We start from the raw sequence: 26,354 nt of genomic DNA, 5'->3' as shown, positions 1-26,354 counted from the left end.
CTTCCCTGTGGAGGGCTTCTTTTTGTGCTGTGAATAGGTCTGCGTTCTCTACAATTGCTCATTTCACCTTGCGCAAAGGCCGCGCTAAAGCACGACTTTGCACGATAGCTGCGAAGCGGTGCTTCGGTTGCAATTCACCCATGAATCTCAACGACATTCGTACTTCCATGTAGGTCAAACCCGTTGCAGAGATACAGCGGGTTTTTTGCTATGTGCGATTTAAAAAAGTTGTATAACTTTCCGATCACAAAGCCACACCATCGTCATCCCGCGCTTGATGTAGGAGTTACTCACAGGTCACATGGTAAATATGAATGATGCGTCCACATAACCCACACAATCGTCATCCCGCACTTGATGTGGGAACTACTAACAGGCTATACGGCGAGTATGAATGACACGTCGAAATAACCCACATCATTGTCATCCCGCACTTGATGCGGGAGCTATGCACAGGCCACACGATGAGTATGAGTGGCACGTCGACATAACCTACACAATCATCATTCCGCACTTGATGCGGGAGCTATGCACAGGCCACACGATGAGTGTGAGTGGCACGTCAACATAATCTACACCATCGTCATCCCGCACTTGATGCGGGAATTACTCACAGGCCACGTGGTGAGTAAGAATGGCACGGCGACATAACCCACACCACCGTCATCCCGCACTTGATGTGGGAGCTACTCACGGGCCACATGGTGAATATGAATGACATGTCGCGTTGGCGATCATTCTCGTCAGTCGGCACGTGATTACTTCTCTTACTCTCGTGATTGGCTAAAATAATTGCCCCGATTTTAAATAAATTTAAATCACCTCTGTTTTTATCTCTCAGGCCTTCACCTTCTAATGACTAAAGAATGAGGGTATTAAACTCCTTATTTTTATTTAATCCTTAAATTAAAATTTCAAGTTGGCTCCTGCTTTACTGGGGTTTTGGGAATAAATATGCTTGATCTGTGCTTTTCGACCATGTTAAAACATAGGCAATTCATCAACAGGACCAATGCCCACATGCAAATTATTACGTTGTCACTATCGCTTAACCTCTTACTGCTTAGCTGTAAGAGCGGGGCGTAGTTGCGCGTAAGGGCAGCAACACGATAAACCCCGCACACTGTGCGGGGTTTTTTTATGCTTAAACGAGGACATCAGGTATGCAAGATAAGGTTTGGATATTCGACACGACATTAAGAGATGGAGAGCAGGCGCTTAAAGCCAGTCTGACGGAAGAAGATAAAATTCTGCTCGCGCATACCATTAGTCGTTTAAATGTAGATGTGATGGAAGTTGGGTTCCCGGTCTCAAGCCCGGCTGACTTTCGTGCTGTACAACGGATCGCAAGAGAAATTAGTGGGCCAAGCATTTGCGGTTTGGCACGTGCAGTTAGTAAAGACATTGAAGCCTGTGGTGAGGCACTGAGGCCGGCACAGAAGAGCCGTATCCATACATTTATTGCGACCAGTCCGCTACACCTGGAACATAAGCTCAGAATGTCGCTGGATGATGCGACCGAGATGGCGGTGAAATCAATTAAGCTGGCACGTAATTACACCGATGATGTTGAGTTTTCGTGTGAAGATGCCAGTCGCACCCCTTATGACGATTTATGTCGCATTGTAGAGCGAGCAATTGATGCCGGTGCCAGCACCATTAACTTGCCCGATACAGTGGGCTATGTGACGCCTGATGAGTATGCGGCAATGATCCATCATATTCGACACAACGTCCCGAATATCGATAAAGCGCGTCTGAGCGTGCATTGTCACAACGATCTCGGCCTGGCCGTCGCAAACTCTATCGCAGCGGTTCAGGCTGGTGCGAGACAAATCGAATGTACCATTAATGGCATTGGTGAGCGTGCGGGTAACTGCTCATTAGAAGAAGCGGCCATGATCTTAAAAATGCGCGAAGACCACTTGCAAGTGAGTTGTGACGTTCGAAGCGAAGAAATTTATCGCGCATCACGCCAGGTTGCCAAAATTTGTAATATGCCGGTACAGCCGAACAAAGCCATTGTTGGCGAAAACGCCTTTGCGCACAGCTCCGGGATCCACCAGGATGGGGTACTAAAGGCACAAAATACCTACGAAATTATGTCACCTGAAACTGTCGGCGTCCCGAATAATCAGCTAAATATGACGTCACGCTCTGGCCGTCATGTGATTGAACATCGATTGAGCGAATTGGGTTATCAGCAATCTGACTACGACATGGACTCTCTCTACGACAGCTTTCTGGCTTTGGCAGATCAAAAGGGCACAGTATATGACTATGACCTGGAAGCTATGATCCACTTCAATCAGATCACTGATAAAGACGACTTTTACCAGTTGCAATTTGTCAATGCGTCATCGAACTCTCAATCGATCGCCAGCGCAACCGTAGGGATTGCGATGGGTGAACAGCTCAAACAGGAAGCTGCCACGGGTAACGGTCCGGTGGAAGCGGCATTTCTGGCTCTTGAGCGTATTACCGGAAAGGCAATTGATATTGTTGAGTACAACCTGGATGCAACCGGTCAGGGGGCAAGCTCACTGGGGCAGGTCGATATGATAGCCAAATATGATGGTCGCCAGTACCACGGTACCGGGCTGGCTGCCGATGTGGTGGAAGCCTCTGTGCACGCCATGATCCACGTTTATAACTTAATTCACCGAGCCGCCAAGGTCTCGAGTTTGAAACAACAAAGGAAAGCAGGATGAGTCAATCAAATTATCAGATAGCAGTATTAGCCGGTGATGGCATTGGACCTGAGGTGATGGCTGCCGCTGAGCTGGTGCTCGATAAAGTCAGTGAAGTATTCGGTATTGGCTTACAGCGCCAACATCATGCGATTGGTGGAGCAGCGATTGATGAATACGGCGTTGCGTTGCCGGATACAACTTTGGCAGCCTGCGAAGCATCAGATGCGATTTTGTTTGGTTCAGTTGGCGGGCCAAAGTGGGAACATTTACCACCACAGGAGCAGCCGGAGCGGGCTTCTTTGCTGCCGCTGAGAAAGCACTTCGGGCTGTTTTGTAATCTGCGCCCGGCGCAATTATTGCCGGCGCTGAGCGCTGCCTCTCCGTTACGGGCTGATATCAGTCAGCAGGGCTTTGATATTCTGTGTGTGCGTGAATTAACTGGTGGCATTTATTTTGGCGATAAAGGCCGCGAAGGCAGTGGCGCAGAGGAAGCGGCGTTTGATACCCAACGTTACAGTCGTCAGGAAATCGAACGCATTGCTCGTTTTGCCTTCGAAGCAGCCCGGCTGAGAAGCAATCGTGTCACATCGGTGGATAAAGCCAATGTATTAGCGTCGAGTGTTTTATGGCGTGAAGTGGTGTGCGACGTCAGCAAAGACTATCCGGATGTTGAGCTGGAACATATATATATTGATAACGCGGCAATGCAACTGGTGAAGCAACCCGGCCAGTTCGATGTGCTTTTATGTGACAACTTATTTGGCGATATTCTGTCCGATGAATGTGCCATGATCACGGGTTCCATGGGCTTGCTACCGTCAGCTAGCCTGAATCAATCCGGGTTTGGTTTGTATGAACCTGCGGGCGGATCGGCGCCAGATATTGCCGGAAAAGGCATTGCTAACCCCATAGCGCAGATCCTCAGTGCAGCCCTGATGTTGCGTTACTCGCTGGCACAGGATGAAGCGGCAAGGCGCATAGAAAAGGCCGTCGCCGAAGCCGTTGCAGCTGGCGTGGGGACTCCGGATATCTATCCACAAGGGGGCTACACGACGTTGGATGTGGCTCATGCAATTGTCGAGCGGATCTAAGCGGATTTCATATTAACAACAGGATGTAGCAAGTGGCACAGACATTATACGACAAAATCTGGCAGGCCCATGTGGTCACCAGTATTAACGAACAAACCGATTTACTCTATATCGACAGGCATCTGGTACATGAAGTGACCTCGCCACAGGCCTTTGCGGGCTTACGTGAAAAAAATCGCGCGGTACGTTGCCCGCACAAAACCTTTGCGACCATGGATCACAATGTGTCGACCAAAAGTCGCTCTATTGATGCGGCCAGTGAAGTCAGTAAAAACCAGCTTCAGGCATTGGCACAGAACTGTCAGGAGTTCGGGATTGAGCTTTATGATCTGAGCTCAGTGAATCAGGGCATTGTGCATGTGATGGGTCCTGAACAGGGGATCACCCTGCCTGGCACAACGATCGTCTGCGGTGACAGTCATACCTCAACGCATGGTGCATTTGGTGCATTGGCCCATGGGATCGGCACCTCTGAGGTGGAGCACGTGTTGGCGACTCAGACCCTGCAGCAGAAGAAAGCAAAATCACTGAAAATAGAGATCACCGGGACATTGCGACCCACTGTCACGGCCAAGGATCTGATCATGGCGGTGATCGGCAAACTAGGCACGGCCGGGGGCACGGGTTTCGTGGCAGAGTTTTGCGGCACGGCTATTGAGGCTTTGTCGATGGAAGCGCGTATGACACTATGCAATATGAGCATTGAAATGGGCGCGAAGGCTGGGTTGATCGCACCGGATCAGACGACCTATGATTATCTTAAAGGCCGCCCATTCGCACCGCAGGGCAAAGACTTTGAGCAGGCCATCACCTACTGGCAAACTCTGCACACCGACCCTGATGCTGTGTTCGATAGCGAAGTGATCATCAGTGCTGATGAGATCCAACCTCAGGTCACCTGGGGCACCAGCCCTGAGCAAGTGATCGGGATCGATGAGGCCATTCCAGATCCGGAAATTGAACCGGATCTGATCAAAGCAGAAGCCATGCGCAGTGCACTGCGTTACATGGGACTTCGTGCAGGCCAAAAACTGACCGATGCCAAAGTGGATACAGTATTTATCGGCTCTTGTACTAACAGCCGTATTGAAGATTTACGTGCCGCGGCTCAGGTTGTGGCAGGCAAACAGGTTGCCAGTGGTGTCGAAGCCTTGATTGTTCCGGGCTCTGGCTTAGTCAAACAGCAGGCTGAGCGCGAGGGGCTGGCGGACATTTTTACAGCAGCCGGATTTGAATGGCGTGAACCGGGTTGCTCCATGTGCCTGGCGATGAATGATGATCGGCTCGGAATGGGTAAACGCTGCGCGTCAACGTCCAATCGCAATTTTGAAGGGCGTCAGGGTCGCGGTGGCAGAACCCATTTAGTGAGCCCTGCGATGGCAGCGGCTGCTGCGATTGCGGGTCACTTTACTGATATTCAAGGAGAGCAGGCATGAGCGTCTTTCACTGTGGTTTGTTAGCACCACTGGATAAAAATAATGTCGATACCGATCAAATCATTCCTAAGCAATTCTTAACATCCACGAGTCGGGACGGCTTTGACAAGGCGCTTTTTTATGATTGGCGCTACACAGATCAAGGGGATCCGGACCCGGAGTTTATCCTTAACGCCCCCCAATATCAGGGGGCCAGTGTGCTGCTGACTCGGGATAACTTTGGCTGTGGGTCATCGCGTGAGCATGCGCCCTGGGCACTAAAGCAATACGGGTTTACGGTGATCCTGGCACAGAGCTTCGCCGATATCTTTTTCAACAACTGCGGCAATAATCAGATGCTGTGTATTAGTCTGCCCGCGAGTACTCTGGATAGTCTGTTTGGTTTGTGTGAACGTCAGGCCGATATTCAGATTGAAGTGGACCTGGCAGCGCAGCAGTTGCGTAGTGAGCATTTTGCACCGATTGCGTTTGATGTGCGCCCGGATATCAAAGCGCGACTGCTTAGTGGACTGGACTTTATCGGTGAAACCGAGCAATTAAATGCTCAGATAGATAAGTTTGAACAGCAACTTCAGGCGGCGCGTCCCTGGCAGTAGCTGTTTGATCACCGCATTTAATTGGCAAAGGCCGCTAAGTGGATTACGCTGCGGCCTTTATTATTTTTAGGAACATTGATATGAAACTCGTTTATGCAGCCGCTTTACTTGTTAGTGGCACTGTGATGGCGCGTCCGGCTCCTTTAGTCTCTATTCCCACTCATGATGCGTTTTTTGACCAACTTAAACAGCATTGTGGCAAAGCATATGAGGGCAAAGTGACGGTCGATAATCAGGGGCCCAGTGCGTTCAGTGATGCACGCCTGATCATGCATGTGCGTCGTTGTAACGACCAAGAGCTGCAAATTCCGTTTCATGTGGGAAAAAATGCCTCGCGCACCTGGATCATTACCAAGACTGGTAGTGGGTTGAGCCTGAAGCATGACCACCGCCATAAAGATGGTAGTGACGATGAATCGACTATGTATGGTGGCCATACTGTCGATGCAGGTTACGACAACGTGCAATCTTTTCCTGCTGATCAGTACTCAAAAGAGTTGTTTGTGAAGCGTGGTATTCCACAATCTGTGGGCAACACCTGGCAGATGTATATTTACGATGAGCGTTTTACCTATCGCCTGGTCAGAGAGGGACGTGAGTTCAGAGTTGACTTTGATTTGACTAAGCCGGTTCAGGCACCTAAAGCGCCCTGGGGTTATCAGGACTGATAGGGTTGCACAGCTCAGCGTAAATATTGAGCTGTGCGATTATTACGGCTTTTTCACACAACGCACTTCTACTTGCAGGTCGGGTTCATAGGGCCTTGGGTAAGTCGGTAAACGGTCAAAGCCCTGCACGCCCGCGATCACCACCAGCTGAGGCAAACGGCCCTGACATAAACGTTGACTGTGTCTGAGCAAAAACACACTTTGTTTCAAAAAGTGTTGATAACTATCCGATTTTATCTGTAAATAGTAGTGATCGTCATTATACTTAATTTGGTCATAGTGCACTTTGTGATCAAAGTCATACAACTTTTCGACGACGCCATTAGGTGGCGGCGTATAGCTGCTACAGGCACTGGCAAGTAACGTCAGTGCAACCACTGACAGCGTGCATCGCACTTGTTTTATAACCTGTGTTGTCATAAAGCCTGATTGTGGCATATAAAACCTGATAATCCATTCTCGTCTTGCTGAAGTGTAACATATTTGGGAGGTGCGCTTGTTTGCACAACTGAGAAAGTTCATAAATAACCTGGCTCAACAGCCTGAATCTGAACAGGCACCTGACTTCACAACAGCACTGGCTGCACTGATGGTGGAGATTATGCGCGCCGATGGTGAAACCCACGCGGATGAATGCCATATGATTGCCCGGTTGCTGACCCAGCACAGTGGCATTTCAACACAGGCCAGCGAGCTCATTCGCGATCAAGCCATCTCTATGGTAGATGAAGCGATTGATTTACACCGGTTTATGCGAGTTGTGAACGCACATACCGGGGAGCTTGAGCGCATAGAAGTGATTGAATTACTGTGGTTAGTAGCCTATGCCGACGGTAGTTTAGATCCTCACGAAGAACATATGGTCAGAAAAATCGCGGGCTTGCTGTACGTGGCGCATGCCGACTTTATCTCAGCCAAACTCACCGCCCGTGAGCAGCTCGGGCTCACCGATCAGTGAGTGAGCTGTGCAGTGCCTAACTCGGTCTTGCAGGACTGAATGGCTTCTTTGATCAGGAAGTTGACCAGCGTAGGTGAGATACTGTACATCTGCGCAATTTCTTTTTGCTTTAATCGCCCGTCACGATAAAAACTTACGACGTTCTGATGGCGCTTGGACAGCTTAGCGATAGTGTGATTCACTTTTTCTGAGAGCTGTGCGTCAATGAAGCGGGTTTCAATATTAGATTCTTCGTCATCAAAGTGCTCACCGTGCACAGATTCCATATCGACCAGGCTTTCCCGACTTTGTTTGCGCAACATGTCGATGGCAATATTGCGGGCAACCTGATAGCAAAAACTCTTCGAATTTTTAACCTGGCAGTTCTGACAGGCTGACATACCAGACAAACGAATAAAGGTATCTTGTAACGCATCCTCAGCGAGATAGGGGCAACGCAGAATATTATTCAAATAAGCAAGTAGCTTGGCTTCGTTTTCTGCAATGACATTTGACCACTTTTCTTGCGACTGCGGCACGGTGAACTCTCCCGATGTATTTGATTTAGATCCGTTATGGCGAATGATAATAGTTATCAGTTGCGCATTATTTATATTTTGTATTCACAAGTCAAGAGAGATTTCTGTTTGTTATAAAAAATACAACGCGTGTTTCCTAGTCGTAAGTTTGTTGGTTTTTTGGTCAAACTTGTACTGGTGTGAGTAGCCATCAAATATTGAGAAATATCTAGGTATTAAAGGTTGTTAAATATGGTATTTGTAGTGTTTTTTTATGGTTTTTTTCACGGTCAGATGACTGTTTTTTTAATGTTATGTGACGTCTACAAGGAATTCGTGTGGCAAGAATGAGCCATGCGTTGATGTGTAATAAGTAACTGAAAGGACTAATATGAATTTTATTAAGTTAGGCGTGGCAGGTTTATCAATTTGCATGGGGAGCGCAGTTGCCGCTCAGCAGACGGTATCTACACTGTCACATTTTAACTCTGAGGAATCCGTTAGAGTCACTCGCACGCACCTGGGCATAGCACATGTGAAAGCTGATACTCTATATGGACTGGGATATGGCAATGCCTATGCACAGGCACAAGATCACGCGTGTATTCTCGCCGATGGCTACCTGCGTCAGCGGGGGGAGCGTGCCCAGTATCTGGGCGCTCACCGCTCAGGCCAGGATAATTATTATCTATATTCAGATATTGGATATCGGATCCTGGATTTACCCGGACGTGTTGCTCAGCACTATGCTCAGATGTCGGACGATAGTAAAGCTTTGGCAGAAGGTTTTGCGGCTGGCTATAACCATTTTCTTAGCGAAGTAACTGCGGGCCATGAAACTCTGGATCAGGATTGTCGTGATCAACCCTGGGTTAAGCCCATCACCGCGCATGATGTCGTAGCTAATTTGTTACTTATGAGCGTGCAAGGTAGCTTGGGCCGTATGTTGCCTATGTTGATACAGGCAGCTCCGCCTCAGTCAGTAAGTCTTAATGGTACAGCTGTGGTATTGGATTTTGCTGATGATACTACACTGGGCTCCAATGGCTGGGCGTTAGGTCAATCTCTCAGTTCGAATGGGCGTGGTATGATACTTGCCAATCCTCATTTCCCGTTTCATGGAAATTCTCGTTTTTGGACACACCACGCGACGATCCCCGGGCAGCTGGACGTTATGGGCGCATCCGTCGTCGGTGTTCCGGGCGTCGTGAATATTGGCTTTAACCGTAATTTAGCCTGGACACATACGTTCTCTAGTGCGTTGCACCATGTATTTTATCGTCTGACAATAGACCCTACGAACCCACTTCGTTACCAATACGAAGGTCAGTGGCATGATCTACAAACCCGCCAGCTTCAAATTCCCGTCAAAACAGATGGTGGAACATACATCCATGAGCACACGGCTTATGCAACTCATTTTGGGTTTTTATTAAAAGACGCGCAGAATTTTCCATGGCAGGGAGGCGTTGCCTTTGCGGTGCGTGATGTCAACCTGGAAAACTTTGAGGCAATTGATCATTGGCTGGCTTATAACAAAGCCTCTTCAATTGATGAGCTAGTAACTGCTTCAGCGCGTTATAACGGCTTGTCTTTTAATAATACCCTTGCGGCTGACAGGCAAGGAGAGGTATTTTACACCGATGACTCTAATGTGCCCAACCTGTCGCCTACCGCATTAGAATGGCTGCGAACTGACCCTTATACAGCGGCAGTGTTTGCGTCGACAGGCCAGGTGGTATTGCCCGGCGATCGCAGTGAAATGATATTCAATGGCGCAATTGATCTGGATAAGTCTCCTTCCCTTAGACGCCGTGATTACGTGCAAAACTCTAATGATTCATTTTGGCTAACCAATGCAGAACACCCTATTCGGGATGTGTCTCCTTTATTTGGTAAAGTGGATGCTAAGCAGTCAGAGCGCAGCCGTTATGCGTATGAGTTGCTGACATCACAACGAGGTCAGGATGGTCGGTTTGATTTGTCTGAACTGGAAGAAATCATACTTGGCAATGGCAGTTATTATACCAATCAACGAGAAGTCGTAGCAGGCCTTTGTCAACAATATGCCGGACAGACTATAGCACTAAGTGAACGGGTTAGTGCTCAGGTTGATCCAATTTGCACTGCATTTGCAAAATGGGATGGGCATTTCAACTTGGATTCCAAAGCAGCTCATCTTGCCCGAGAGTTTTTTAGAGAGCTAGATACGACTCAGGACTTTGTAGTAGCGTTTGACGCAACTCAACCAACAACGACCCCACACACCCTGAAAAGTGAGCGGCTTATTCTTGAAAAGCTCCTGCGTGCTGGCGTAAACCTACAACATTATGGATTCGCACTGGATGCGCCTTACGCCGAGATTCAGTACCTGAGCAAAGGAAATGAACGTATTGCATGGCCTGGTCCAGACCACAGCAGTGGTGGGTTTAATATGTTTGCACCGGCTAATGGTATGGACCTGACCAGTTTTGCGAAGCCGGCATCCGCGCCTCTGACAAGTATCGTTGATGGAAAACCATTGTGGTCCGAACTCACACGTGAAGGTTATGAAGTTAACTATGGTTCTAGCTGGATGATGGTTGTGGGCTTTGATTATTGGGGCCCTGTTGCCAAAGGGTTACTACTACATTCTCAAAGTGCTAATAGAGACTCAGTGCACTTTAGTGATAGTAGCCGACGCTATGCTCAACAAGGAGGCCTGATCACACTGCCATTCTACCCCTGGCAAATTGCTTTCAGTGCCATCAGTAGTACCAAACTGATTGTGAAAAAAGACTAAAAAATACAGGCTGTCGCGCGTCACTATGCCGACAGTCTGATTTTTGGAGAATATGATGAGCTTTGACAACGAGAATGGCACCTTCAAGGTATTGGTAAACCACGAGGAGCAATATTCACTCTGGCCCAGCTACAAAAGCGTTCCGGGTGGCTGGAAAGACGTAGGTGTTGAAGGTGATAAAGAGACCTGTCTGGCCTACATCAATGAACACTGGACGGATATGCGTCCATTAAGTTTGCGCCAGGCAATGGAGCAGTAACTTTTTCTTTGCGCATTGTAATTGGTATTGAAGTGCTAATTACAATGCGTACTTGGCTAATACAGGGACAAGCGATGTTCCTGCCTCTCTGTCTGTATTTATCACGGAGTACCCCATGACCGCCACGACGATAATGGATCAGCTTGCCCGTCATGCTGAGCAAAAACCTCAGCAAACGGCATTAGTTTGTGTGGATAAGAAAAACCATACCCACTGGAGCTATCAAGCTCTTTATGAGCAAAGTTTGTTACTCGCAGGTCACCTTCAGGCACATGTTAGTGCGGGTGATCGAGCGCTGATCCTAATGGATACTGGAATCGAATATGTCACCAGCTTTCTCGCCTGTCAGCATTTAGGTGTGACCGCCATTCCAAGTTTTCCTCCCGAGTCGACTAAAGCACAGCATATTGCCCGTACCGTTGGTATTACTGAAGATTCCAGCGCAAAACTGGTGCTGACGACTGCTCGCTTTGCAGAGACTGTGGCGGCCATGTGTGAGTCTCTTAACGAAGTCATTATGCAAGTTGTTGATGACCTCTCGGGTGATACCCCAGCTGCTCCGCGTCATCCGGCGCACAGTGATGAAATTGCCTTTTTGCAATACACCTCAGGGTCTACAGCCAAGCCCAAAGGCGTGATGGTTAGTCATGGCAATTTGTTGGCCAATGAGGCCGCGATAGCCGAAATAATGGAGACCAGCGAAGAAGATGTCACGGTGAGCTGGTTGCCGTTATTCCATGACATGGGACTAATAGGTGGGCTGCTGCAACCTATTTATAAAGGTCACCTACTGGTTTTATGTTCGCCGCGCTATTTTATGGAGCGCCCGTCCCGGTGGTTGCAACTGATCAGCCAATACCGTGGCACCATCTCAGGTGGCCCTGATTTCTCTTATCGCCTTTGTCTTGAGCGTGTGCGCGAAAAACAATTGGAAGGTCTCGATTTAAGTAGTTGGCGACTCGCTTTTTCTGGTGCTGAGCCTATACGCCATGACACCTTATTGGATTTTGCGGAGCGCTTTGCTCCTCTGGGCCTGAAAAAGTCGGCTATGTTCCCGTGTTATGGCTTGGCTGAGGGCACACTGATGGTAGCCGGTACATATGCAGGTGGTGGTGCGGTCATTCGTGCCTTCGACAATCAAGGCTTAGCCGAGGGACAAGCTGAAATAGTTGAAGCCCGCGATATCCGTGATACTGAAGCATATAGTCATCAGGTTGGCTGTGGCAGGCCAGCCAGTGAACACACACTAAGAATTACTTGCCCGCAATCGCAGTGCGCGTTGGCTGATGGAGAAATTGGTGAAATTTGGGCTGCGGGGCCGAGCATCGCCTTGGGTTACTGGCAAAATGAGCAAGCAACGCAAGAAACGTTTGTTGAGCTGGAAGGTCGGCGCTGGTTGAGAACTGGCGATGTGGGTTATGTTTTTGACGGCCAACTTTATATTTCTGGCCGACAAAAAGACCTGATTATTATGAATGGCCATAACGTCTACCCACAGGATATAGAGCGGGCGATTGATGCTGAGCTGAGCTTTGTACGTAAAGGCCGGGTTTCTGCTTTTCCTGTTCCCAGTGAAGAAAGTGGTGAAGGAATAGGTCTGGCGATTGAAACCAGCAATAGTTATCGCAATGAAATTCCCGCTGAGCAGACAGCGTTGATTGTTCGGGATTTTATAACTGAACAATTCGCAGTCTGTCCTGAACTTGTCTTATTATTAGATCAAGGTGGATTACCTAAGACCTCCAGTGGCAAACTACAGCGCAGTGCCTGTTTGAAATTGCGCAATAGCGGTGAATTGGCCAGCTACGGTGACTTTGACTTGAGTCAGTTACAAAAGCTAACTACCACTACGTCAGAGTCAAATAATACGCATTGGGATGCGTTCACGCACCAATTAGCTCAGCATTGGCAAAGTGTCTTGCGTTACCCTGTTAATAGCGATGATGCCGATTTCTTCGCGCTCGGAGGTAGCTCAATTAAGGCCGCACAGTTAATGGCGTTAATTCAGAGTGATTTAGACTGTCAGCTCGAACCGAGTAGCCTTTTCGCTGCGCACCGTTTTGCCGATTTTTGTCAGCGGGTCAGAGAAGCAAAAGCGACACCAGGTGTACAAATACCCGCTTTAGAGCGGGAGGATTATCCCCTCAGCACTCAACAGCAAAGGCAGTTGTTCTTGTGGCAGTTAGAACCACAAAGCAGTGCCTATCATATTGGCGCGGCATTAGAGTTGCAGGGGGACATTAACTCGGACTTGTTGCAACAGGCCTGTGCTAAAGTGCTTGAAGCGCAAGATGCCTTGCGTCAGGCATATTTCAAAAACGCAGCAGGGCAATGGCGTCAGCGTACCACTTCGCAGCCTTTACAATGGCAAGTACATGATGTCCGTGGTGCAGCTGATCCACGCGCGCAGGCTCTGGTGGTTCAGCAGCAAATTTTTCAGCAGCCCTTTGCGTTAGAGCGAGGGGATAACTTCCGCGCAGCTTTAATTTCCGAGTCCTTACAACACCACAAACTTGTATTGGTTATGCACCATATAGCCAGTGATGCCTGGAGTTTTGACTTGATACTGGCTGAGATAACACGTCAGTACAACGTATTGTGTGACACGAAACAAAGTGCACCAACGGCGGATGGCGGTATCCACTATGGCGATTTTGCTCAGTGGCAGGGAGAGTGGCTGGCATCTGAACAAGCGTCTACTCAGCTTGCGTATTGGCAGCAACGTCTGGATGGTCAGGGGGATGAAGAGTTACTGGCACCTGAGCAGGCACGACGCACCGATATGTCCGCGCCACTTGGCGTAAAGCAATTTACATTTGACCATAAGCATACTGAGAAGCTACAGCAATTGGCACATGGCCAAAATGCCAGTCTATTTATGTTGTTGCTGAGTAGCTTGCAGGTACTATTTTATCGTGTCAGCGGAAAACGCCAGCCGCAGATAGGCATTGCAGTCGCAAACCGAAGTCTGGCGCAACTGCATAATCTTGTCGGCTTTTTTATAAATACCCAAGTGATCCGTGGTGCGGTTTCACCAGAGCAAAGTTTTGTCCAGCTGCTCAGTGAGTGCAAGGCTGCGGCACTTGAAGCACAGCGTCATCAGGACTACCCGTTTGAAAAGCTTGTGGAAGTACTCAACCCTCAAAGAACATTGGGGCAGACGCCGCTATTTCAGGTGATGTTTAACCATTTGGAGCAGGATGTAACCGATGCTTTGACACTAGCGGGCAGCGCAACGGTCGGTGCGCAGGCATTGCAGCAACAGGCACAGTTTGATCTGAGCTTTGATTCACGGCTCGACACCCAGGGGCAACTGACAATTGAACTACAGTACAACCAGGCGTTGTACCAGGAGTCCACAATAGCCCGACTTACGGACGCGTATCAGCAATTGCTTAACCAGTTGCCGCAGCAAGCCGAGCTGGCCATTGGCAATTTAGTATTGCAAGCTGATTCGGTGACTATTCCGGATGCAGCGGTGGGGTCAAAGGTGAGTGCTAAAGCGGGTGAGTGGCTGAATGTAATTAGCAACCATGCAAAGCAAAATCCTGACGATACGGCTGTGATCTTTGAAGATCAGCATTATAGCTATACCTGGCTGGAACAGACAGCAAATCGATTAGCCAATGGCTTGATTGGCAAAGGTCTTGCTGGTGAAGTTGTGGGTATCATGCAGCCGCGTAAGCCTTTAATGCTGGCGTCAGTGCTGGCTTGCTTGAAAGCCAACGCGGCTTATTTGCCATTGGATCCAAATTTCCCACAAGCCAAATTAACGCACATGATTAGTGATAGTGGCTGTGCCGCAGTGCTCGGTGACGGTACACTCGGTGAACTGTCTGTATCCATGATTTCACCGGTGGCACTGTTGAGTGCATATCACGAGCACAATCAGCCACCTGAAGTCACTCATCACGCTTTTGCGTTGGCCTACTTAAATTACACGTCAGGCTCGACCGGTCAGGCCAAAGGGGTCGCTATTGAGCACCAAGCATTGGCCAGTTACATTGATTCAGCGATTGATTTTATTAACTTACGCCGTGACGACGTTGTGTTGCAGTTTGCCACCATCAATTTCGACGCTTTTGTTGAGCAAGTGTTCCCGAGTTGGGCTATAGGTGCTGCTGTCGTACTTCGGGGTGATGTCTTGTGGGATGCTGAGACTTTATATCAACAAGCTCAGCGTCATAGTATTACGGTCATGGACCTGAGTGCTGCCTATTGGCGGAGTATTGCAGCCAGTTGGGCTCGTATTTCTGCGACAACTCCCTTGTCCCTGCCACATTTGAGACAGGTGCATTCAGGGGGAGAGGCAATGTCAGAGCAGGGGATCCAAGACTGGCGAAAAGCCGGGCTAGGTGAGGTACGCTTGCTGAATACTTACGGGCCAACTGAGATTGTCGTTGAGGCGGCTATTCATGACTGCCGCGTATTGAATCCTGGTGAATCTGTTCCTTTGGGACATGCTTTGAGCGGGCGACGTTTGTATGTACTGGATAATAACTTACAACCTGTAGTAAATGGACAGGTGGGTGAACTTTACATTGGTGGTGCGATGCTGGCACGTGGTTACTGGCAGCGCGCAGCTCAAACAGCAACTCGCTTTATTGCCGATCCGTTTACGAACGACGGTGGCCGCATGTATTCAAGTGGTGATTTAGTCAGCTGGCAAGATGGCGCACTGCACTATCATGGACGTAGTGACCATCAAGTTAAGGTGCGAGGTTTCCGAGTTGAGTTAGGTGAGATTGAAACGCGCCTTACGCAGTTACCAGGTGTAACCGCAGCGGTTGTTATCACGGAGCAGCAAGCGCAGTCTCTGAATCTCATAGCCTATGTGCAGAGTGAGCGTCATAGTGACGCTGAGTATGCGACTAAGCTCAAGCGTGCTTTGGCTGAGCAGCTGCCAGATTATATGGTGCCGTCACATATTGTAGCATTGGCGCAGCTTCCCATAAATGCCAGTGGTAAGCTGGAGCGACAGCAGTTACCAAGGATTAAACCGGTACAGAGTAAGATAATAAGCGCAGCAAGTAGCCAGACTGAGCAAATGCTGGAAACTGTCTGGTGCAAGCATCTGGCAACTGAGCAGGTTGACTCCAATGCGAACTTCTTTGACTTAGGTGGTCACTCGTTATTGCTGATGGCAGTGTACGATGACTTAAAACCCCAATTTAGTCAGCTACAGTTGACCGATTTATTCACGTATCCCAGCATTGCCAGCCTAGCTGCTTATCTGGAACAGTCTAACACGGTTGTTACACAAACAACCGGCACTCAAAGTGGTGCCAAACAGCGTCGCGGCATGGGTGCCGTCGCCGCACGCAAACGAAAAGCAAGAGAATCTTAAACATGTCAGAACATGAGTATAGTGAACTGGATATCGCCATCGTAGGGATGGCTGGGCGTTTTCCTGATGCGGATAATGTCGACGCTTTGTGGCAAAACATCCGCGCCGGGCAATGCGCAGTTAAAAGCTATGATGATGAGGCACTGCGTAGTGCCGGGGTGAGTGAATCAGACATAAACGACCCGGATTATGTTAAGCGTGGTGTGCCATTTGAACGGCTCGCGCAGTTTGATGCTGAATTCTTTGGTTATACACCGAAAGAAGCTGAGCAGTTGGACCCACAACAACGTCACTTTTTACAAACTTGCTGGCACGCTATGGCGCATGCGGGACTTGCCTTGGGCGAGCAAACAGGTGTATACGCCGGGTGTGGTGTACCAGCCTATCTGATGCAAAATTTGTTGCATGGTCAACCCAGCGATATCACCAGTTTGTTGGCACTAACCAATGGTAATGATAAAGATTCTCTGGCTACTCGGATCAGTTATGAGTTAGATCTTAAAGGGCCTGCTGTCACAGTCCAGACAGCCTGCTCTACCTCTTTGGTGGCAGTACATATGGCTTGCCGCGCATTGCAGAATTTTGAGTGTGATTCTGCTTTGGCTGGTGGCGTCTGGCTTAATTTAGCCCAGGATCAGGGATATCATGCCCCGGCAGGGGGCAGTTTATCTCCATCAGGACAATTGAGTGCGTTTGGTGAGCAGGCCGATGGTATTTTGATTGGTAGCGGCAGTGCTGCTGTGGTGCTGAAGCGCCTGGCAGAAGCACAGGAAGACGGTGACCATATCTTGGCTGTAATTAAGGGCTCAGCTATCAACAACGATGGTCGTGATAAGGTTGGTTACACAGCCCCAAGTGTCACGGGGCAGGCCAACGCAATCTCGGCGGCATTGGAGTTTGCAGATATCGACCCGCAAAGCGTTGGCTATATTGAGGCACATGGCACAGGAACTGAACTGGGTGATCCAATTGAAATCGCAGCGTTGAGCCAGGCATACGCTAGCGACACTCAACAATATTGTGCAATCGGCTCTGTTAAAACGAATCTGGGTCACCTTGATGCTGCAGCAGGTGTTACCGGGCTTATTAAAGCTGTTCAGGCCTTACGCCATCAGGAGTTACCACCGAGTTTGCACTGTCAGCCGCTGAACAGCAAAATAGACTTTGTTAACAGTCCTTTTTATGTCAACGACACTCTCAAGACCTGGCAAAGCAGTGGACCAAGACGCGCAGCGGTTAGCTCTTTGGGGATGGGTGGCACCAATGCTCATGTGATTTTGGAAGAGTATAAGCATCCAGAGGCTGAAACAAACACATCTGCAACATGGCAGGTGCTGCCTGTCAGTGCCAGCAGTCAAACGGCTCTTATACGTCAGACTGAAGCCCTGGCTGATACCTTACAACGATCACCAGAGCAATTTGCTCAGCTTGCGGCACAATTACAACACAAGCGCAGCGCACTTGCAGTGCGATACGCTTGTGTGGCAGAGACACCAGAGCAGGCGATCACTCAGTTATTACGTGAACCTCAGGGAAATAAAGCGGCCGGACCTAAAGTCGCATTAATGTTCTCAGGCCAGGGCTCACAGTATGTCACTATGGCACAGCCTTTACTGCGCGATGTGCCAGCCTTTAAAACTGCATTTGATGACGTTATGGGGCATTTCCCTGACGCCTTGAGACAGGAACTAAATAGTGTATTTAGTCCAGCTGACGATGAGATCCTGACAGCAAATCAATTGCTCAATCAGACTCGTATTACGCAACCTGCACTATTTGTGGTGGCTTACGCAACGGCAAAGTCTTATCAAGCACATGGTGTAACCATCGCTGCAATGCTGGGACATAGTATCGGGGAATATGCGGCAGCTTGCCTGGCGGGCGTGATGACATTAGAGGTCGCCACAGGTCTGGTCGTTGCTCGTGGAGAGGCATTGCAGAAAATGGCGCCAGGCACTATGTTGTCGGTGATGGCTGATGGGAAAACACTTGCGCCTTATCTTAATGATGAGTTGGATATCGCCGCGCTGAACAGCCCAACGAATACAGTAATAGCGGGTACCAGAGAGGCCATAAAGTCCTTGCAGGCAGAGCTGAAAGCCGCTGATATTGCTGCTACAAGACTGCATGTATCTCATGCTTTCCACAGCCACCTGACTGAAGCTGTGTTGCCTGAGTTTTCTCGCACCTTTGAAAAGGTAACCAGTGCATCACCACTGCAAGCGCCACAGGTGCCATTTGTTTCTAATGTCAGTGGTACTTGGATCACGGCAGAACAAGCCTGTTCAGTGCAATATTGGTTGGATCATATCCGTCAGCCTGTGAATTTTGTTGAAGGTGTTACAACATTAGCTGAGCAATGTGATGTTCTGATTGAAGCGGGACCCGGCGATACGTTGCAAAAGCTCGCAAAGCAAACTTTGGGTGGCAGTACTGTGGCGTTGCACTCTGTGTCTCATGCTCGGGATCTCAAAGCGCCGTTGCCTCCATTTGCAAAAGCGCTTGGTAAATTGTGGCAATTAGGCTGTGACATTGCTTGGTCACAATTAACAGAGCAACCGCATGGCCAGGCGAGTGTGTTGCCGGAGTATGTCTTTGCAGAGAGCGAATTCTGGGTAACGCCCCCCTCATCCGATTCAGCTGCAATATCGGCGGGTAAAGTGATTAACACAGAACCTCAGTTGTATGTGCCACAGTGGCAACAAATGGTTGAGTTACCGCCTGGTAATCGTACTCTAAATGACAAACACATTGTGTTGCTCGCCTGCGATACGCCTGTCGTCAGTCAGCTTAGTGAGGCATTGGCGCTTACTGGTGTAAAGGTGACACAGGTTTGGCAGGGTGAGACATTTAGTGCAATCAACGAACAGGGCTACCGACTTGATCTGCACTCAGCAGAGCAGCTGACTCAGCTCAGTGATGAGATCGGTTCGTTTGATCAGGTAATTGATACACGCTTAACCACAACATTGCCCCCAGGCACATTAGGATACAGCTTTATATTGCCTGTGATGCAGTGGCTACTATCTTTGGGTGGACGTCCGGTTAGTGTGTTGGCAAGTGATCTTTTTAACGTATTAGGCGATGACATAGTCGACCCAAGCAAAGCATCGATATTAGGGCTGACACGTGTTGCATCGCTTGAAGTTGGGCAGCAGAGCTGTCAGGTACTGGCACTCACTGAGACGGCGGTGATGCGGCCTGCACCGGCTGTGATAGCTGCACTGCAAGCTGATTTGGCGCACCCCAGTGGTGAAATTGCGTATCGTGGTACACACCGATTTGCTCAAACACAACAGTCCTTACTTACCCATACTCGTGCTCAGGAGTGCGCATCACAGCCACAAAACACGCTGATCACCGGTGGATTGGGAGGTGTGGGATTGGTATTGGCAAAGCACCTGGCACAGCAAGGTCATGGTTTGATTTTACAGACACGTCAGTCTCTGCCTGAAAGTTCCCAATGGTCAATGCTGGCGGAAGACAGCGAGCAAACTCCGCAACAGCGAGCGCGTTATCAACAACTGCTGGAAATACATAAGCTGTGTCCTAAGTTAGTGATACTTAGCGCAGACATTACTGACTTGGCAGCTACGACTGCGGCATTCGATGCTGCGCATGTTCCAGTGTCGTCAGTATCCCAGGTGATTCATGCTGCGGGCTTGCCTGGCGGGGGACTGATGACGCAGTTAAGCGCAGAACAAGTTGTGCAAAGTGCTGCTGCTAAGGTGCAAGGGACACAGAATTTACTGTCATTATTTGCTCAAAGCAATCTTGAGAGAATGATACTGTGTTCTTCTTTGGCTTCTGTGCTGGGTGCAATGGCACAGAGTGACTATTGTGCGGCAAACAGCTACCTGGATGCCATTGCACAGCAGACGCATCCTTTTGTTGTTCAGGTGTTGAACTGGGATGCATGGCAAAGTACCGGGATGGCCGCCAATGTTGAGCTTGCTGATGGCCTGGGCCTGGATAAAAATGCAGCATGTCAGCTATTCGACAGCGCCGTTAGCACTGCTCACCCTCAGTTATACTGTGCCAGCACTGACTGGGCACAACTCACCGCTGCGACACGAGCAACAGAGCAGGCTATTTTGGCAAGGTTACAAAAACCAAAAGGGCATGCGCGTCCGGAATTAGATGTTGAGTTTGAGGCGCCAGAAAGCGAGCTTGAGCAAAAACTCGCGACATTGTGGGCAGAATATCTTGGCTTCAGTGAAATTGGTATTTTTGACAGCTTACTGGAGTTAGGGGGAGATTCCCTGGTAGCCATTCAGATGTTAGCAAAAGCGAAACAAATGTTCAGTGTTGAGCTGGAGCCAGCAGCATTTTTTGAAGACCCAACTATAGATAATTTAGCATTTATGATTGAAGAGCAACTGGTAGCACAATTGCAGCAGTAGCTTAGTTTCAGGCGTTTTTAAATGACGGTCTCTTTGTGAGGCCGCTTTTTTTTGCGTTAAAAAAAACACTGTAATGAGCGTCTTACAGGTGCACTGTATACAGGATGTGCAGTGTAATGATGAATAATAATCAGGATAAATGATGAAAACACTAAATTTGGTATATATTTGCTCCCTGCGCAATGCCGCGGCCGATCAGGCTGGGCGCATGGTCGAGTATAAAGGTGAACAGCGCTACATGATGTCTCCACTTGAACATCTGGTAAATGAGCTAAACACGACTTCATTGGGTCAACAATATGCTCTGAAAGCTGTTATTTTTGATGATGATCTGAGTCATGCGCCCGATCATCGCAAGCTTGAGGGCTATGGCTTGAATCGCAGTGATGCCAGTGGGCCCTGGATTTATCCGCAGTCACTTGAAGTAAAAGGTCAGCTAGTCGATGAATTATTGATAAATATTCCGTCTGAGTATCGCAAAACACCCATGAAGTCGCCGCAGCGGATATCGGGTAAAAGCGACTTTGAGGCGCGACTTGAAGCACAGCTGGATACATTGCAGGCCGATGTTATTTTGCTGGATGGCTTGATACTGATCCTGGATGACTTAGCCAGTGTGGACAGTAAGTACCACAAAAAAATTGTTAACATTCACCCCGGCATTACTCGCCCTGATTCGCCTTATCAGCGCCGTGGTGCTACGGCTACTCTGGATGCGCTATATGGTGCGCGAGGCCAGAAAGTGATTAACTGGACAACGAGAGAGACGGAGCGCGCCCCTGTAATTGATAAAACAGGTGCATCTTTTCATTACATCGATCAGGGGATTGATTCAGGTCCGGTGATCACGGATGTGATGGATACCCATATTAACCCAGATGACACCATTATCGAGATGCGCTGGAATAACTTCCAACAAAGCCTTTTTCCTGCAATGATTAACGGCTTAAAAATACTTGCTGAGCAGCGACTACCTAAACCTCTGCTGACATGATAGCTATCTGGTAACAGGCTAGTACCTGTTGCCACCTTCCATATGAATTCTGTTCGAAAAAGCAACTTTTATAAGATTCTTACTTGCCTCTATTTATGTTATAATATAACATATCTCTTGTGTTACAGTATAACGTATAAATTATAGAGTGGTGTTGATGATTTTCAGAGCAAAAGTACTTGCTGCAGCAGTGTCTGCAATTCTTTTATCTGCGTGTGGTGGTATGGATCATCAGGTAACTAAAACTGAACAGGCTGTCTCTTCTGATGCGTCGGCAACAGAGACGAAAGAAGAAGCCAGTGAAGATACACACGATCATGACGAAGCAGTCAAAGACGTCGCCGGTCGTTTGCTAGTTACCAGTAGCGACAATAATGTTGTCAATATTTACTCAACTGCAGACCAGAGCTTAATTGAATCAGTCGGCCTTACATCTAAACCACAATATGCGTATGGCTCTGAAAATCATCGTTATGCAATTTTGGTCCAGCGTAATGATGGCATGGTTGAGTTTGTCGATGGTGGTCTTTACAGAGAAGCCCATGGTGACCACTATCATAACCATGAAGATGCACCTAGCAGTGTGTCATTTCAGCTGACATCGACTAAGCCAACTCATGTGACAGTGAATGAAGGTGGCATTGCGGTATTTTCTGATGGTGATGAAGATACTCAGCAAAATGCTTCAGTCGCGGTGTTTGGTGAAGCGCAGATCGGCGGGCTGAGTGATGGTGTTGTTGAGCTTGAATACAATACTCATATGCATGGCGCTGCACAGGCCAGAGGTGAATACTTGGTGAGTTCACTGCGCGACAGCGATGGCGCTTCTAATATGCCTTCGCAAATTGCTTTGTATCATGCTCATGATGACCATTTCGATCAGGAGCAGGTATTTGATGTGACCTGTCCGGTGCTGCATGGAAGTGCACAAAACGAACATACCATTGTGTTTGGTTGTGATGATGGTGTCGCTGTGATTACACAGCAGGGGGGCTCTTTCAGTGCGACAAAAGTTGCGAACCCAGAGAGCTTTACCGAAGGCATGCGTATTGGTTCATTAAAAGGCCATCATCATAGTGAGCAGTTTATTGCCAGTACCAGAAATCAGCTGTTTATCTTGCATCCTGAAGAAGGGGAGCTAGAGGCGCTGGAATGGCAGAGCACTAATGGTTTGAGTCTGAGTTATTATGGTTTTAGCCATGATGGTGAACATATCATTGCCCTGGATAGTGCGGGTAAGCTGAGCATTTTTGCCGGACACACACATGAAGACGATCATGAGAGTGAGCAGGCCAATGAAAACGAAGGTGAACACGAGCATGAAGTTCACTGGGAAGTGACGCACGAGATAGCCATCAAAGATGCGGAAACAACAATGCCTGAAGGTCATAGCTTTTCTTTGGCGGTTTCTCATTCGGAAGATGCGGTATTTGTGGGTGACCCAATAGAGAAACAAATTAAAAAGTACGATCTGGAGTCAGGTGAACTGGTTCAAACCATTGAGCTTGATGTGGTGCCCGATAGGCTTGTGTGGCTTGGCATCGCCAGCAGTGAAGAAGCGCATGACCACGACCACTAGCTAAAGCACAGATCGAATTTTACCATTTTTGTAGTGTTAGTAAGCCATCTCGGGTAAAACCAGGTGGCTTTTTTCTTTTCAAGTACCATTCATAAAGGCTGGAACTATTTTGCGTTTGGGTACCTTAATGTGAGACAGTGAGTCCACCACAGTCAGAATCACTAGTCGTTATGCTGCAAATAAGACCTGCCGTCACAGAAGATATTCCTTGCCTGGAACAGCTTGAACAAGCTGTCATTGAGGCTGAACGCCCGTTCAATCGTGCCATTAAAGCCAAAAATGCACGTTACTATGATCTACCCGCTTTACTGAATGATGAGAGCAGTTACCTTATCGTTGGTATGGTCGAGGGCAATGTTATAGCGACGGGCTATGCGCAGATCCGTCAGTCCAAAGCACAACTCGATCATGATAACCATGGATACCTGGGGTTTATGTATGTACATCCTATGCATCGTGGTAAAGGGTTCAACCAACAAATTATGACCGAACTGCTCGCCTGGTGTAATAAACGGTCTGTGTATGATTTTTATTTAGACGTATACAGAGACAATGCAGCGGCGATCCGTGCGTATGAAAAAGCGGGATTTACTCCTTGTTTGCTGGAAATGAAGTTGCATCAAAATAAGTAAAAAAGTAAATATTTGAGTAAGTAAATTACCAAAAAACTAGCTGAAGTTATCTTTTTGATAATTATTATAATTCGTACTAAATTTGCGCGATGTTGGTTCGTCTGGGTGTCATAATTACTACTAGGATGAAATAATGAACCAACTCAAATACAGCCTACTGCCGCTCGCGCTTGCCGTCTCCAATGCTGTCATGGCAGATGATAGCAAAGAAGAATTGAAATCAATGGAGCAGATTGTTGTGTATGGTGAAAATACGCAACGTTCGTTAAAAGACACGACTTCGTCTATTGCAGTCATTGATGAAGAACAGCTGAAAAGCGGTCAGGTTAACTCCTTGCTCGATGCGTTATCAGGTATTGCAAATGTGGTCTTTACTGATAGCTTGCCAACTATCCGAGGGTTGCAAGGAGAGGGTGTCTCTGAGGGATTTAGTTCATTTTCATCGGGCGCCAAACCGCGTGTGTCCGTAATGCGTGATGGCGTATCAGATCCGTTTGTGGCCAAGTTAAGTGGTGACTTTGGCTTATGGGATGTTGAGCAAATCGAAGTGCTGCGCGGCCCGCAATCGTCGAACAGTGGTCGCAACAGTATTGGTGGTATTGTTTACATTAAAACGAAAGAGCCTTCACTGACTGATTTTGAGGCGGCCACGCGCATTGGTTACTCTGATCTGAACGAAAATACCGAGTTGTCTGGCATGGTATCTGTGCCACTTCTGGAAGATCAACTTGCACTTCGTGCTACAGTACAGCGGAACGAAGGTGAATCTTATATGGATTATAAAGGCACATCTCCTTTGATTGTGTATCCATTTAATCCAAAAGAGCTTGAAGATACCCGTCTGGACATTAAGCTAAAGTGGCAGCCTGCTGCAATCAGTGGTTTGGATATGCTGCTGCATTACTCGCGCAGTGAAGAAACTGGTGAGCGCCACTGGGGCTTCCAGGGGCCAGTATTGAACGGCAATGATCCAGAGAATACAAAAATAGGCCCTGAGTTATCAGACCGTGTTGTTTCATACCAGGTGGTACCAACACCTGCAGGCCCTGTCGCTGGCTCGTACGCGCGTGACAAAGATACCGAATATGATCGTTGGTCGTTACGCACTCGCTATGAAGTGAATGATGCGATTAATCTTGAGATTATGTTGTCAGATACTGACTACCGCTATGAATTCAGACAGTACCCGGAGCCTTGGTACGTTATTATGAATGATAGTGGCACCACTTATGATGTGAAGTTGAGCTTTGCTGGCAATGAGTCATTCAGTGGTTACCTCGGTCTGTACATGAATGATCGCGACCAGACTTTCTACCGTGAAGGTTTCTATAAAGGGACCGATGACAGTGAAAACCAGGCGATCTACGGTGAGGCGACAATTAAGGTCACTGAGCAAGGCCGTGTTGTCGTTGGTGGTCGGATCGAGGATGAAGAGCAATATCGATTCTTCGATGGTGCTGAAATGGCGAAACGATTTGGGATGCCAAACATTGAGTTTGTCACCGATGTTGATAATCGCATTTATCTGCCGAAACTGGCATACCTACATGACTTAAATGAGCATATCACACTAAATGCCAGCTTCCGAAAAGGGTATAGCTCAGGTGGTGGTGACTTCCATTGGTTTAGCATGAGCAATTACACGTTTAAGCCTGAGTATGTAGATACTTTCGAGATTGGCTTGCGCTCTACGTTGATGGATGGCGACTTAAATTTCGCAGCAAACGTCTTCTATAACGATTTCGAAGATTACCAGTATTATGGTACTGGACCAACAGGTAACCCAAATGATTTTAGTATCATTAACCTGGCTAAAGTGAAGAGTGTCGGTTTTGAAACTGAAGCACGATACGCCATTAATCCAGATCTCACTCTGTCGGCAAGTTTTGGCTGGGTAGACAGCACGGTTGATGAAGCGAATGCTGAAAACCCAACTGTACTAGACAAAGACCTGCCAATGGCAGCAGATATCACTGCCGGTCTGGGGTTAGAGTTCTGGGCGACAGACAAAATTCAACTAACAGCGCGCAGTAACTATGTCGGTGAGTATTACAGCAAGCTGGGAGAAAAAGCGGAGAATCTGGCGGGTGATTACACTGAGTTCCATTTCTCAGCAGCCTATGTTGAGGAAAACTGGCGTGTTGATGCCTATGTGAACAATGCATTCGATCATGACAGTTTGATCAGCGCCGGCCGCGTAACGGGTTCTGAAGTATTTATCTATGGTGACTATACTGATCCAAGAAATGTCGGCATCTCGTTCAGCTACACCTTTTAATTAGTTTACACTCCATGCCCGCGCAAGCGGGCATTTTTCCCTTCGCATATCGCCTATTTCTGTACATTGCTAAAGTCACAATTTTTATCCGAGGGAGGTGGATTTTTGCCATTTTCATTCGTCTAGCAGTCATATTTTGAA

16 protein-coding genes are annotated in these 26,354 nt (G+C 48.2%); 14 read left to right on the top strand and 2 right to left on the bottom strand.

The window, feature by feature from the left end:
- Nucleotides 1–1,163 precede the first annotated feature (1,163 nt).
- From leuA to AT705_RS10940, 5 genes are all read left to right on the top strand, one after another.
- Entirely contained in the window at nt 1,164–2,711 is a 1,548-nt protein-coding gene (gene leuA, locus AT705_RS10960) for a 2-isopropylmalate synthase (protein WP_049865220.1), read from the top strand.
- Complete coding sequence (leuB, locus tag AT705_RS10955) at nt 2,708–3,784, top strand: 3-isopropylmalate dehydrogenase (RefSeq protein ID WP_049865219.1); 1,077 nt, start codon at nt 2,708–2,710, stop codon at nt 3,782–3,784. The genes leuA and leuB overlap by 4 nt, the downstream gene beginning before the upstream one ends.
- Nucleotides 3,785–3,816: 32 nt before the next feature.
- Nucleotides 3,817–5,220, top strand: coding sequence for a 3-isopropylmalate dehydratase large subunit (gene leuC, locus AT705_RS10950; RefSeq protein ID WP_058796618.1), 1,404 nt, complete (start codon nt 3,817–3,819; stop codon nt 5,218–5,220).
- Complete coding sequence (leuD, locus tag AT705_RS10945) at nt 5,217–5,816, top strand: 3-isopropylmalate dehydratase small subunit (RefSeq protein ID WP_010383866.1); 600 nt, start codon at nt 5,217–5,219, stop codon at nt 5,814–5,816. Before leuC ends, leuD begins: the two co-directional genes overlap by 4 nt.
- Nucleotides 5,817–5,896: 80 nt before the next feature.
- Nucleotides 5,897–6,484: a hypothetical protein gene (locus AT705_RS10940; protein WP_010383865.1), complete on the top strand. Its 588-nt coding sequence runs from the start codon at nt 5,897–5,899 to the stop codon at nt 6,482–6,484.
- Nucleotides 6,485–6,526: 42 nt separating this feature from the next.
- Here AT705_RS10940 and AT705_RS10935 read toward each other — a convergent pair whose 3' ends face one another.
- Nucleotides 6,527–6,904: a hypothetical protein gene (locus tag AT705_RS10935; protein ID WP_049865221.1), complete on the bottom strand. Its 378-nt coding sequence runs from the start codon at nt 6,902–6,904 to the stop codon at nt 6,527–6,529.
- Between the two features lie 76 nt (nt 6,905–6,980).
- Here AT705_RS10935 and AT705_RS10930 point away from each other — a divergent pair, with 76 nt between their 5' ends.
- On the top strand, nt 6,981–7,442 hold the full coding sequence (locus tag AT705_RS10930) for a tellurite resistance TerB family protein (RefSeq protein ID WP_058796617.1): 462 nt from the start codon (nt 6,981–6,983) through the stop codon (nt 7,440–7,442).
- Here AT705_RS10930 and AT705_RS10925 read toward each other — a convergent pair.
- The gene (locus AT705_RS10925) at nt 7,436–7,960 is read right to left on the bottom strand and encodes an RNA polymerase sigma factor (protein WP_058796616.1); all 525 of its coding nucleotides are present in this window, start codon (nt 7,958–7,960) and stop codon (nt 7,436–7,438) included. The genes AT705_RS10930 and AT705_RS10925 overlap by 7 nt on opposite strands.
- Before the next feature lie 370 nt (nt 7,961–8,330).
- Here AT705_RS10925 and AT705_RS10920 point away from each other — a divergent pair, with 370 nt between their 5' ends.
- The 8 genes from AT705_RS10920 to AT705_RS10885 all read left to right on the top strand — a co-directional run bounded on the left by AT705_RS10920 (nt 8,331) and on the right by AT705_RS10885 (nt 26,213).
- Nucleotides 8,331–10,721, top strand: a complete 2,391-nt coding sequence (locus AT705_RS10920; protein ID WP_058796615.1) for a penicillin acylase family protein — start codon at nt 8,331–8,333, stop codon at nt 10,719–10,721.
- A 55-nt stretch (nt 10,722–10,776) separates the two neighbouring features.
- On the top strand, nt 10,777–10,980 hold the full coding sequence (locus tag AT705_RS10915) for an MbtH family protein (RefSeq protein WP_054014962.1): 204 nt from the start codon (nt 10,777–10,779) through the stop codon (nt 10,978–10,980).
- Nucleotides 10,981–11,095: 115 nt separating this feature from the next.
- Nucleotides 11,096–16,327, top strand: coding sequence for a non-ribosomal peptide synthetase (locus AT705_RS10910; protein WP_058796614.1), 5,232 nt, complete (start codon nt 11,096–11,098; stop codon nt 16,325–16,327).
- A gap of 2 nt (nt 16,328–16,329) precedes the next feature.
- A complete protein-coding gene (locus AT705_RS10905; RefSeq protein ID WP_058796613.1) occupies nt 16,330–20,730 on the top strand; it encodes a type I polyketide synthase in 4,401 nt (1,466 codons plus the stop codon).
- 142 nt (nt 20,731–20,872) lie between these two features.
- Nucleotides 20,873–21,724: a formyltransferase family protein gene (locus AT705_RS10900; protein ID WP_058796612.1), complete on the top strand. Its 852-nt coding sequence runs from the start codon at nt 20,873–20,875 to the stop codon at nt 21,722–21,724.
- A gap of 157 nt (nt 21,725–21,881) precedes the next feature.
- Nucleotides 21,882–23,303, top strand: a complete 1,422-nt coding sequence (locus tag AT705_RS10895; RefSeq protein WP_058796611.1) for a hypothetical protein — start codon at nt 21,882–21,884, stop codon at nt 23,301–23,303.
- Nucleotides 23,304–23,473: 170 nt separating this feature from the next.
- Nucleotides 23,474–23,935, top strand: a complete 462-nt coding sequence (locus AT705_RS10890) for a GNAT family N-acetyltransferase (protein WP_335339060.1) — start codon at nt 23,474–23,476, stop codon at nt 23,933–23,935.
- 133 nt (nt 23,936–24,068) lie between these two features.
- Nucleotides 24,069–26,213 (top strand): TonB-dependent receptor, encoded by a 2,145-nt coding sequence (locus tag AT705_RS10885; protein WP_058796610.1) that lies wholly within the window; start codon nt 24,069–24,071, stop codon nt 26,211–26,213.
- Nucleotides 26,214–26,354 lie beyond the last annotated feature (141 nt).

Source organism: Pseudoalteromonas rubra (assembly GCF_001482385.1).
Classification (GTDB): Bacteria; Pseudomonadota; Gammaproteobacteria; order Enterobacterales; family Alteromonadaceae; genus Pseudoalteromonas; species Pseudoalteromonas ardens.
This window is presented reverse-complemented; position numbering and strand designations above follow the sequence as displayed.

Bases quoted from the DNA above. Each gene is read 5' to 3' on its own strand.
- leuA (WP_049865220.1), top strand. From the start codon at position 1,164: ATGCAAGATAAGGTTTGGATATTCGACACGACATTAAGAGATGGAGAG.
- leuB (WP_049865219.1), top strand. From the start codon at position 2,708: ATGAGTCAATCAAATTATCAGATAGCAGTATTAGCCGGTGATGGCATT.
- leuD (WP_010383866.1), top strand. From the start codon at position 5,217: ATGAGCGTCTTTCACTGTGGTTTGTTAGCACCACTGGATAAAAATAAT.
- AT705_RS10940 (WP_010383865.1), top strand. From the start codon at position 5,897: ATGAAACTCGTTTATGCAGCCGCTTTACTTGTTAGTGGCACTGTGATG.
- AT705_RS10935 (WP_049865221.1), bottom strand. From the start codon at position 6,904: ATGACAACACAGGTTATAAAACAAGTGCGATGCACGCTGTCAGTGGTT.
- AT705_RS10920 (WP_058796615.1), top strand. From the start codon at position 8,331: ATGAATTTTATTAAGTTAGGCGTGGCAGGTTTATCAATTTGCATGGGG.
- AT705_RS10915 (WP_054014962.1), top strand. From the start codon at position 10,777: ATGAGCTTTGACAACGAGAATGGCACCTTCAAGGTATTGGTAAACCAC.
- AT705_RS10910 (WP_058796614.1), top strand. From the start codon at position 11,096: ATGACCGCCACGACGATAATGGATCAGCTTGCCCGTCATGCTGAGCAA.
- AT705_RS10905 (WP_058796613.1), top strand. From the start codon at position 16,330: ATGTCAGAACATGAGTATAGTGAACTGGATATCGCCATCGTAGGGATG.
- AT705_RS10900 (WP_058796612.1), top strand. From the start codon at position 20,873: ATGAAAACACTAAATTTGGTATATATTTGCTCCCTGCGCAATGCCGCG.
- AT705_RS10895 (WP_058796611.1), top strand. From the start codon at position 21,882: ATGATTTTCAGAGCAAAAGTACTTGCTGCAGCAGTGTCTGCAATTCTT.
- AT705_RS10890 (WP_335339060.1), top strand. From the start codon at position 23,474: ATGCTGCAAATAAGACCTGCCGTCACAGAAGATATTCCTTGCCTGGAA.
- AT705_RS10885 (WP_058796610.1), top strand. From the start codon at position 24,069: ATGAACCAACTCAAATACAGCCTACTGCCGCTCGCGCTTGCCGTCTCC.